Raw genomic sequence first — 10016 nt, 5'->3', positions numbered from 1 at the left:
GGGGGTCAGGTATTTCAGCGACGAGTGAGGCCGCCGGATATTGTAGTCGGCGACCCAAGCCGCGACCTTGACGCGGGTGTCATCCAGATCGAAGAACAGGGTCTCGTTGAGCAGTTCATCGCGCATCCGGCCGTTGAAACTCTCGACGAAGCCATTCTGCATCGGCTTTCCCGGTGCGATGAAGTGCCAATCGATATCTGCGTCCTTGCACCAAGCCAGCATGGCGTTGCAGGTGAACTCGGTGCCATGGTCGGACACGATCATTCCTGGCTTGCCGCGCCGCTCGACGATGGCCGTCAGTTCGCGGGCCACGCGCCGCCCCGAGATCGACGTGTCCGGAATGGCGCCCAGGCATTCCTTGGTGACGTCGTCGACGATGTTGAGGATGCGGAAGCGTCGGCCATTGGCGAACTGGTCGTGGACGAAGTCCAGCGACCAGCGGGCATTTGGCTTGGCCTCGACCAGGATCGGGGCCCGGGTCCCCACGGCCTTGCGGCGAGCCCGCCGCTTGCGGACGGTGAGCCCTTCCTCGCGATAAAGCCGGTAGATCCGGTTGATCCCCGATGGCTCGCCCTCCCGCCGCAGCAGGACGAACAGCCGGCGGTAGCCGAAACGCCGCCGCTCGTTGGCGAGATCGCGCAACCGGCCGCGCAGAGCCGCGTCCGCAGGGCGGCTGGAGCGATAACGGATCATCTTCCGATCCGCGCCCACGATCGAGCAGGCCCGCCGTTCCGACAGGCTCACGACGGCCTGCAGATGCGCGACCGCAGCGCGCTTGGCGGCGGGCCCTACCATTTTTTTGAAAGCAGCTCGCGAAGGGCGGCCGTATCGAGCATCTGCTCGGCCAGAAGCTTCTTCAGCTTCGCGTTCTCCTCTTCCAAGGTCCTCAGCCGCTTCGCCTCGGAAACGTCCATGCCGCCGAATTTAGCCTTCCAATTGTAGATCGTCGCTTCCGAGATCCCATGCTTGCGAGCCAGATCAGCCGTCTTCGCCCCAGCCTCATGCTCCTTCAATATCGCGATAATCTGCTCTTCCGTGAACCTTGCTCGCTTCATCTGTCCGTCCTTCTTCGGGCCGGACTCTAACTCCTTCTGGAGGAAATACTCAGTGGCAGGTCAATCTGGATCGATTCAAACGAGCGATCCATGCATTCGCGTTGACCCGAAATTTCGTCGCCGATACCACCCGCCCTGGGACACGTCGTCGCGCTTCAGAGCGCATAAACCAGAATTCGTCGCGGGGGCGAGTGATGAGCAATGTAAAGGCACCGAGGTCGCTGCGTTTCGAGGTGGCGATCAACTCGGTCGGCGAACGGCTTGAGGGCTGCTCGGGCAAGAAAGTGTCGACGGTCGCGGGCCTGATCGCGGTCGCATCGTTTTCCGGCGCCGAAGCGCAACAACCCAATTTGCCGCCCGTGAACGTGGAAGCGCCGGTGGCGCGGCCGCGGCCGGCCAACACCAAGCCGACACCGGATCAGGTCCGCGCGCGCACCGCACTCAGGCGCGCGTCACGTCGCACGCAGCAGACGCGGGTTGCGGCCGTGCCTTATCCCAACGCCGGCGGGCTCAACGCCGATCGCGATCCCTATGCGGATCCCGCCGCGCCCTACAAGGTCGATCGCGTGCAGGCGTCAGGAAAGTTCCCCGAGCCGATCCTGAACACGCCGAAGACGATCACGGTGCTCTCCAGGCAAGTGCTGGACGACAAGAACGCCACCACGTTGCGGCAGGCCGTGCTGAGCACCGCCGGTGTCACGCTCGGCACCGGCGAGGGCGGCAACGCCTTCGGCGACCGCTTCTTCATCCGCGGCTTTGATGCCCGCAACGACGTGTTCATCGATAGCGTGCGTGACGCCGGCGTCAGCGTCCGCGAGAACTTCTTCACCGAGCAGGTCGAAATCCTGCGCGGTCCCGGCTCTTCATTTGCCGGCCGCGGCACCACCGGTGGCGCCATCAACATCGTCACCAAGCAGGCGACGACGGAGGGCAGCTTCTACAACATGGATACGACGTTCGGCACCGACCGCACCAAGCGCGTCACGCTCGACGTCAACCAGGTGATCAGCCCGACGCTTGCCGTGCGCGCGGGCGGCCTGTTCCAGGACGCGGGCGTTGCCGGCCGCGATTACGTGTCCGACGACCGCGGTGGTGGATTCGTTGCGGCGAAGTGGACGCCGATCGATGCGGTGAAGGTGACCGCAGGCTATATTCACACGGATATTCATGGCCTGCCGGATTTCGGTGTGCCCTATTTCCGGCCGAGCACGGCGAGCAAGGCAGGCGGCCCGTTCCCGGATTTCGGCGTCAACCGCAACAATTGGTACGGTTTCACCGATCGCGACTTCTCGCAGGTGAAGCAGGATATCGGCACCATTAACGCCGAAGTTCAGGTCACGCCGGACCTCTTGATCAGCAACAAGACCCGAGCCTCGCACTCGCTGTTGAATTACATCGGCACGCTGCCCGAGGCGCCGGTCCTCGTGAACCCGCTCATTTTCTCGACGTTGTCGGCCAATCCGCAGAGCCGCTATCAGACCACCGATATGCTGGCCAATCAGACCGAAGCCACCTACAAATTCGACACCGGAGGCTGGCGCCATACGGCGCTCGCCGGTGTTGAAGTGTCGCAGGAGCGCTCCAGCATCGACAAGTATACCGGCTTGAGTTCGGAAGCCATTGGCGCGCCTTTCTCGGGCACGGGCTCGGTCACGGGTGTCAGCGTGTTCAACCCGCAATACACGTTCCTGCCGTTCGGAACGACCCCGACGCTTGCAGGTCTCCCGACCAAGATCGGGATCGACACCACGAGCGGCTACCTGCTCGACACCGTCAACTACCACGATCTCGTCATCCTCAACGGCGGCATCCGCTACGATGATTACAAGATCAACACGAGCGGCTTCGGCACGGTCAACGGTGTTCCGAACGTGTTCGGGAGGCAGTCGGCCGAGTTCGGTCTGCCGAACTTCAATTTGGGCATCCTGCTCAAGCCGCTTCCGATCGCGAGTGTCTATGCGGCCTATGCCACCTCTTCGAATCCTGTCGGTGCGGAGTTCGACGGCACCAGCACGGCGTATGGCGGACTCTCGCCGGTGCTGAACGGTAACACCAATCAGATCTTTGGTCCCGAGAAGAACACGGCGATCGAACTCGGAACCAAATGGGAGTTGTTCGATCGGCACCTGTTGGTGACGGCGGCGTTGTTCCAGACGGAGAAGGATAACGCGCGTGAATCGGTCAATATCACGCCGGCGACCGCCACCGCATCCTGTCCCTATCCCGCGAACACAAGCGGCACCGTGCCCTGCATCAGTGCCGGTGCCGCCTACCGCATCCGCGGCATCGACCTCGGCCTTGGCGGCAAGATCACGGACAAATGGAGCGTGTTCGGCGGACTGGTGCTGATGCAGTCCGAGGTGACGAAATCGCTCGTTCCGCCCGCGAATACGATTCTCTACACGACCAATGTCGGCTTGCCGCTCGCCAACGTCGCGCATCAGTCGTTCAGCCTGCTGACGAAGTACCAACTCACGGACATGTGGGAGATCGGCGGGCAGGCGGTCTATCGCTCCAAGATCTATGGCGGCACGTTCCTCGCAGCGAACCAGGGCACGCAATTGCCGAGCTACTGGCGCTTCGACGCGTTCGCGGAGGCGAAGCTCAACAAGAACTGGAGAGTCAAACTGTTCGTGAACAACATCTTCAACAAGCTTTATTACGACGCGTTGTATCAGAGCCCGGCTCCGTTTGTGCTCGAGGCGCCAGGTCGCGCCGCCTATCTCGTCGTATCGGCACGGTTCTGAAACGACAGGGCATGCTGATCTGCGTTCCGAATGTGCTGAGCAAGGCCGATGTGGCGGACTTCCGCCGCATCATGGATGCCAGCGCGTGGGAGGATGGACGTTCGACGGCAGGCGCCGCATCGGCGCTGGTGAAGCGCAACGAGCAATTGCCGCCGGATAGCGAGGTCGCCCGCCAGCTTGGCAGCCGCGTGCTGTCGGCGCTGACGGCCAGTGCGCGCTTCATCTCGGCGGCGATCCCACTTAGAATCTTTCCACCTTTGTTCAACCGTTACGTCGCCGCCGACGGTCATCATTTCGGTCTGCATGTCGACAACGCGGTGAGGGGAGACCACCTCACCGGCTTGCGGATCCGCACCGACCTCTCGGTTACGCTGTTTTTATCGGAGCCGGATGAATATGATGGCGGCGAGCTCGTCATCGAAGATTTCTACGGCTCGCATGAAGTGAAGCTGCCGGCCGGCGACCTCGTTCTTTATCCTGCTTCTAGTTTGCATCTGGTCACGCCGGTGACGCGAGGCGCGCGGGTTGCGTCTTTCTTCTGGCTGCAGAGCATGGTACGGGATGCGCACGCTCGCAGTCTGATCTTCGATCTGGACACCGCTATCCAGGCCTTGGTGGAGCGGCTTGGGCGAGACGACCCCGAAACGGTCAAATTGACCGGCATCTATCACAACTTGATACGCCACTGGGCCGAAGTATGAACATTCTAACTACCCGCGCGACACTTGTTGCACTCTCCGTGCTGACGCTGGTCGCGCTGACGGCATCCTCGTCGGCGCAGCAGCAGATGGCGCCCGCCGCTCCCGCTCCATCGACGCCTGTCGCGCAGCAACAGACTGCTCCCGCCGCGCCGCAACCACCGGCAGAGGCGACGACGCCGGCGCAGTCACCCTCCGCCGCCGCGCCGGTTGCCTCGCAGGGAACTCAGGACGTCAGTGCAGCGCCTGCCGAAGGCGAGGGCAAGAAATCGGCGACCATCGCCGGACTGAAGGAACTGTCGCCCTGGGTGATGTTCTGGAATGCCGACATCGTCGTGAAGGCGGTGATGATTGGTCTTGCCTTTGCGTCGCTGGTGACCTGGACGGTGTTCATCGCCAAGATGATTGAGCTCACCGTCGTGCAGCGCAAGTTGCGCGCCGCGCTCGCCAAGATCAGCGATGTGCGCTCGCTCGCTGAAGCCCAGTTCGCGCTCGGCGCCAAGGGCAGCGTGCTCTCGACCCTGATCGCCGCGGCGATGCGGGAAGGGCGACTGTCGGCCGGCATCTCCAGCGACGCCGGCATCAAGGAACGCGCGGCGTCGAGCTTTGCCGAGATCGTGCGTGCCGAAGGCCGCCGCATTCGCGTCGGCATGGGCCTGCTTGCGACCATCGGCGCGACCTCGCCCTTCGTCGGTCTGTTCGGCACCGTCTGGGGCATCATGAACAGCTTCATCGGCATCTCGAAATCGCAGACCACCAACCTCGCGGTGGTCGCGCCCGGCATCGCCGAGGCGCTGCTCGCGACCGCGATCGGGCTTGTCGCGGCGATCCCGGCCGTGATCATCTACAATCACTTTTCGCGGGTGACGAAGGGCTATCTGGAACTGGTCGGCCGTGCCTCGGGCGCGGCGGCACGGTTGTTGTCGCGCGACCTCGACCGCACCAATGTCAGTATGACCGGCGGCGCACATTCGCGCACGGCGGCGGAGTAGGCGATGGCTGTCTCGATCGCAGACAATGACGGCGACGACGACGATTTCGCGGAATCGCACGAGATCAACGTCACGCCATTCATCGACGTCATGCTGGTGCTGCTCATCATCTTCATGGTGGCTGCACCGCTCTCCACGGTCGACCTGCCGATCGATCTGCCGACGTCGAGCGCGACGCCGCAGAAGAAGCCGGACAAGCCGACCTATGTCAGCATCAAGTCGGACCTGACGCTTGCGATCGGCGAAAATGCGGTCAAGCGCACTGAGCTGGTGCATTCGCTCGATACCTTGGCCGACATGAGCAAGGATAAGTATGTATTTCTGCGCGCGGATCGCGCGGTGCCTTATGGCGAGCTGATGGGAGTGATGGAAATCCTGCGCTCGGGCGGCTACAACAGGGTCAAGCTGGTGACGCTCGAAGGCGTTCCCGGCGCGCCTGCCGCGCCGCAAGCCGCCGAGCCGGCAAAACCCTGACGACGGACAGCGATGTCTGACCTCGATCTCGAGCAAAGGCCTTCCCGACGGCTATGGATTTGCGCCGCAGTGACGGCGCTTGCGCTGCATGTTGGCGGCGCAGCGCTGGCGCTTGCGAATTTGCGCGGCGATGACGTCGGCGACGGCCTCGGGGCCAATGCCGCCGAGTTCGCGGTGGAGATGGCCTCGCCCAAGGTCGAGGACGAGAATCTGCCGCCGGGTCCCGACGCCGATGCGTCGCAGGCCGCTCCGCAGCTCTCCGAGCAGAAGGCCGAGGTCAAGGAGACCGACCTGCCGAAGGACGTGCCGATCGAGTCCGAAGACCCCGACCGCATCGTCACGCAGAACGACTCGAAGAAGCCCCAGGAAGACGATCCCAAGGTCCAGGCCGTCCAGACCCAGGCCTCCGAAGAGGCGCCCGCCCAGGAAGCAACCGCGCGGCAGACGCTGGAGGAGAACGCGCCGGAGGCCGAGCAGGCCAAGGCCCCGAATCGCGGCATCGGCAAGGACAGGCAGAAGCTCACCGCCGACTGGGGCCGCAAGATCAGCGCCTATTTCGAGCTCCACAAGCGCTATCCGCACAACAAGAGCAAGGCGACCACCGTGAAAGTCAGCATTGTGCTGAACCGCCGCGGCAACATCGTCAACGTCGCGGTCGCGGAGTCCTCAGGCGACCAAGCGTTCGACGACGCGGCCATCTCAATGGTTCGCCGCTCCGACCCCGTCCCCGCGCCGCCAGCCGAACTCACCGAAGACCAGTTCGCCTTCAGCCTCGACGTGAACTTCAAGAAGCCGAAGTAACGGGTTGGGACACTGGGCGGATTAGCCCGTAGGGTGGGCAAAGCGGAGCGTGCCCACCATTCACGGGCGGTGCAAGAATAATGTGGGCACGCTTCGCTTTGCCCACCCTACCGTTCTACTGAACTAGCGCCAGAAATAGCGGATGCCGACATAGACCACGACGAGGCAGGCGAAGATCAGCGCCACCGGGAGTGGCCGTTTGCCTGTTGGACCTGATACCCCCGGCTTCTTGGCGGGGAGGCGGCGGAAGGCGGTGACGTTGCCGCGGTCGGCGACCGGCTCGCGGGAGGGGGCGGGGACGTCGGGCGGCGTACCGGCACCGCCCATCTCGGCATAATAGCTCTTGTACATCAGCTTGATGGTGGCCTCGCTCGCCTCAAGCTCCGGCATCTGCGCCAGGAGCTTGTTGTAGGTAGCGAGGAAGTTCTGCGCGTCGGCCGACAGGGACGACGTGCCGTTCAGCTTGGCGAGCATTTTCCACGTCGCGAGGTCCGCCCTGGCGCGGGTGTCCGCACGTCGAGCGATCAGCATATCGGCAGCTTTGATCAAGAGGCCCTCGCGATTTTTTTCTCAACCTAGGCGTTGCCGGTGATGAAGAGAAGCGCACCAATCACATAGCCGGTCAGTGTCCGCAGTATCGCGGAAATAATATCAAGATTGAGACCAAGCTGCGAACCGAGGAGGGGCAGCAGGATCAAAAGCCCGATCAGGATCAGCAACCCATAGGGCTCGAGGCGCGCGAGCGGCTCGGCGAGTGGCCGGGGCAAGAGCCCGACCGCCACCCGGCCGCCGTCCAGCGGCGGGATCGGCATCATGTTGAAGATCGCGAGCACGATATTGATCAGGAACGCGTTTTTGAGATTGTCCGCGATCCAGCGCGCGCTATCCGGCGGGAGGAATGGCAGTACGTGGAACGCCAGTGCGGCAACCAGAGCGAGAATGATGTTGGTGGCGGGGCCAGCCAGCGCCACCCAGACCATGTCGAGCCGGGGATGCTTGAGGTTGCGGAAATTGACCGGCACCGGCTTGGCATAGCCGAACAGGAAGGGCGACTGCGACAGCAACAGCACGGCGGGCAGGACCACGGTGCCGAAGGGATCGATATGCTTCAGCGGATTGAAGCTGACGCGGCCGAGCTGCCAGGCGGTGTTGTCACCCAGCCGGTGGGCGACGAAGCCGTGCGCCGCCTCATGGAAGGTGATGGCGATCAGGAGTGGCAGCACCCAGACGGAGATGGTGTAGAGGGAGATGTTCAAGGGGGATATCCGGTCGCGGCGGCGGCCGCTCTCAACCAGACATGATGGTTGCGGTCGGGTTCCGGCGCAAGACGGTAAACGCGTTGCGACGCATTGGCGCGGAATATAGCTCTCCGCCGTCAGCGTAGCTTCTGCACTGCCGGATCGGCCTCGACGGGGCTGGATTGCGTCGTCGCGATCCAGATGCCTGCGAACACGGTCACGATGCCGACAACCAGATTCCAGCGCAGCGGCTCACCCAGCACAGTGGCCCCGACGAGCGATGCCGCGATCGGATTGACGGTCACCGAGATCGCGACGCGGGTCGGTGTCGTCCGCTCCAGCGCGAACGCCCACAGGTAGAACGTCAGCGCCGCGCCGAAGGCCCCGAGATAGACCGCGCCGAACCATTGCGGGACACCGAAAGCGGCGACCGGGGCAAAACTGCCGCGCGCGAGCGAGGCGAGGATAAGGCAGGCGGCGCCGGCGGCCATGGCCATCGTGGTGAACGGGATGGGGCCGGAGCGGCGGATGAAGGGCTTCGACCAGATACTGTAGAGCGCCATGCAGAGCGCGGCCGCGACCATCAGGAGATCGCCGCGCCACGCCCCTTCCGGCGCGGCGCTGAGGCCGGAAAGCAGGGCCATGGCGACGCCTGTGATCGTCACCAGTACGCCCGTGGTCTTTCGCACCGTCAATTGCTCGCTGCCAAGCACCGCGCCGACCGCCATCGTCAGCAACGGCAATGTCGAGAGCGCGAGCGCCCCTCGCGCCGCCGTCGTGAAGATCAGGGATGCGTTGAACAGGATCGGAAATGCGGCAAAGAACAGCAGGCCCAAGCCGATCACCGCCAGCCAGTCGCGCCGCGCCGGCCAGCCTCTTCGCTGGATCAGGACGAACGGAAGCAGCAACAGGAAGCCGATGCCGAAGCGGAACGAGCCGATGGCGAGCGGGTCGATGGCGTTGACAAGGTAGCGCGTTGCCCCGATCGACGTGCCGCCGCGCGCGCTCGAAAGCACCGCGGCCAGGACACCCCAAGTCTCACCCATCAAGTCTCATCCGGCTTGATCCCCTTTTTGGCTCTTGCCGACGGTAGGGGACAGGCGCTAATCAGGGAATGGAATTTATCTGATAGATAAAATCACCATTCGTTATGAGCCTGGATCCGGACCTCCTGAAGGCATTCGTTGCGGTGGCGGACCACCGTTCCTTCACCCGCGCGGCCGTGGCGCTGAACCGGACGCAATCAGCGGTCAGCATGCAGGTGAAGCGGCTGGAAGAGCGGCTGCAGGCGGAGCTGTTTCACCGCACTAAAGCCAATGTCGATCTGAGCGCAGCCGGCGAGGGCCTGCTCGGCTATGCGCGCCGCATCCTCAGCCTGAACGAGGAGGCGATGGGCCGCGTCCGGGAGCACAAGGTGGAGGGACGCGTCCGCGTCGGCGTGATGGACGATTACGGCACGCTACTGGTCCCGCCGCTGCTCGCCAGCTTCGTCGCCAACTATCCGCTGATCCATATCGAGATGGAGACGGGGCTGACGTCCTCCATGACCGACCGGCTTGGCGAGGCCTACGATCTCGTCATCGCCATGCATCCGCAAGGGAGCGGCGAGGGCGAACTCTTGCGATGCGAGCAGGCGGTGTGGGCGGCGAGCCCGGAGCACCGCGTCGAGGAGCTGAACCCGCTTCCCGTGGCGCTCTATCCGCAGGGCTGTCTGTTCCGGAGCTGGGCGATGCAGGCGCTCGACACTGCGAAACGGCCGTGGCGGCTCGCCTTCGTCAGCCACAGCCTCGCGGCGGTCGAGGCGATCGCAGCCCAAGGCTTGGCGGTGACCGTGGTCAAGGCCGGCACCTTTCCGCCGCGGCTGCGACGCCTCTCGGAGCGCGACGGCATGCCGCCGCTGCCGCGCGCCGAGATCAGGCAGCATCGCGCCGCCAATCTATCGCGCGCGGCGTCGCTATTGGCCGACCATCTGGTCGCGGAGCTCGCGCAACCGGTCTAGTACCCACTTTTC

10 protein-coding genes and 1 pseudogene are annotated in these 10016 nt (G+C 63.9%); 6 read left to right on the top strand and 5 right to left on the bottom strand.

Features of this window, described 5'->3' with window-relative positions:
* Together CWO89_RS34895 and CWO89_RS49260 are read right to left on the bottom strand one after the other, a co-directional pair.
* The coding region (locus CWO89_RS34895; RefSeq protein ID WP_349644921.1) for an IS3 family transposase at positions 1–924 on the bottom strand (924 nt) is incomplete at its 3' end.
* Positions 903–1055 (bottom strand): annotated as a pseudogene (locus CWO89_RS49260) (transposase); the annotation flags it as partial. The pseudogene CWO89_RS49260 and the gene CWO89_RS34895, both read right to left, overlap by 22 nt.
* A 194-nt stretch (positions 1056–1249) precedes the next feature.
* On the opposite strand from CWO89_RS49260, the gene CWO89_RS34890 reads away from it, so the two are divergent.
* Genes CWO89_RS34890 through CWO89_RS34870 form a run of 5 tightly spaced genes read left to right on the top strand, consistent with a single transcriptional unit; the run spans position 1250 to position 6767 of the window.
* Positions 1250–3802, top strand: a complete 2553-nt coding sequence (locus tag CWO89_RS34890; protein WP_130582977.1) for a TonB-dependent receptor — start codon at positions 1250–1252, stop codon at positions 3800–3802.
* Between the two features lie 11 nt (positions 3803–3813).
* On the top strand, positions 3814–4503 hold the full coding sequence (locus CWO89_RS34885) for a Fe2+-dependent dioxygenase (RefSeq protein WP_130582976.1): 690 nt from the start codon (positions 3814–3816) through the stop codon (positions 4501–4503).
* On the top strand, positions 4500–5492 hold the full coding sequence (exbB, locus tag CWO89_RS34880) for a tonB-system energizer ExbB (RefSeq protein ID WP_130582975.1): 993 nt from the start codon (positions 4500–4502) through the stop codon (positions 5490–5492). The genes CWO89_RS34885 and exbB overlap by 4 nt, the downstream gene beginning before the upstream one ends.
* A 3-nt stretch (positions 5493–5495) precedes the next feature.
* Positions 5496–5966 carry a TonB system transport protein ExbD gene (exbD, locus tag CWO89_RS34875; RefSeq protein WP_028164594.1) on the top strand — a complete coding sequence of 157 codons (471 nt, stop codon included), beginning with the start codon at positions 5496–5498 and terminating at the stop codon, positions 5964–5966.
* A gap of 12 nt (positions 5967–5978) precedes the next feature.
* The gene (locus tag CWO89_RS34870; protein WP_130582974.1) at positions 5979–6767 is read left to right on the top strand and encodes a cell envelope integrity TolA family protein; all 789 of its coding nucleotides are present in this window, start codon (positions 5979–5981) and stop codon (positions 6765–6767) included.
* 123 nt (positions 6768–6890) lie between these two features.
* Here CWO89_RS34870 and CWO89_RS34865 read toward each other — a convergent pair whose 3' ends face one another.
* The 3 genes from CWO89_RS34865 to CWO89_RS34855 all read right to left on the bottom strand — a co-directional run bounded on the left by CWO89_RS34865 (position 6891) and on the right by CWO89_RS34855 (position 9051).
* Entirely contained in the window at positions 6891–7298 is a 408-nt protein-coding gene (locus CWO89_RS34865) for a hypothetical protein (RefSeq protein ID WP_130582978.1), read from the bottom strand.
* 44 nt (positions 7299–7342) lie between these two features.
* A complete protein-coding gene (locus tag CWO89_RS34860; RefSeq protein WP_130582973.1) occupies positions 7343–8023 on the bottom strand; it encodes a site-2 protease family protein in 681 nt (226 codons plus the stop codon).
* A gap of 119 nt (positions 8024–8142) precedes the next feature.
* On the bottom strand, positions 8143–9051 hold the full coding sequence (locus CWO89_RS34855) for a DMT family transporter (protein WP_130582972.1): 909 nt from the start codon (positions 9049–9051) through the stop codon (positions 8143–8145).
* A gap of 104 nt (positions 9052–9155) precedes the next feature.
* Here CWO89_RS34855 and CWO89_RS34850 point away from each other — a divergent pair, with 104 nt between their 5' ends.
* On the top strand, positions 9156–10004 hold the full coding sequence (locus CWO89_RS34850; RefSeq protein ID WP_130582971.1) for a LysR substrate-binding domain-containing protein: 849 nt from the start codon (positions 9156–9158) through the stop codon (positions 10002–10004).
* Positions 10005–10016: the final 12 nt, after the last annotated feature.

Origin of the sequence: Bradyrhizobium sp. Leo170 (assembly GCF_004296405.1) — a bacterium.
Lineage (GTDB): Bacteria > Pseudomonadota > Alphaproteobacteria > Rhizobiales > Xanthobacteraceae > Bradyrhizobium.
The sequence above is the reverse complement of the archived record's forward strand: the minus strand, read 5'-3'. Positions and strand labels throughout refer to the sequence as shown.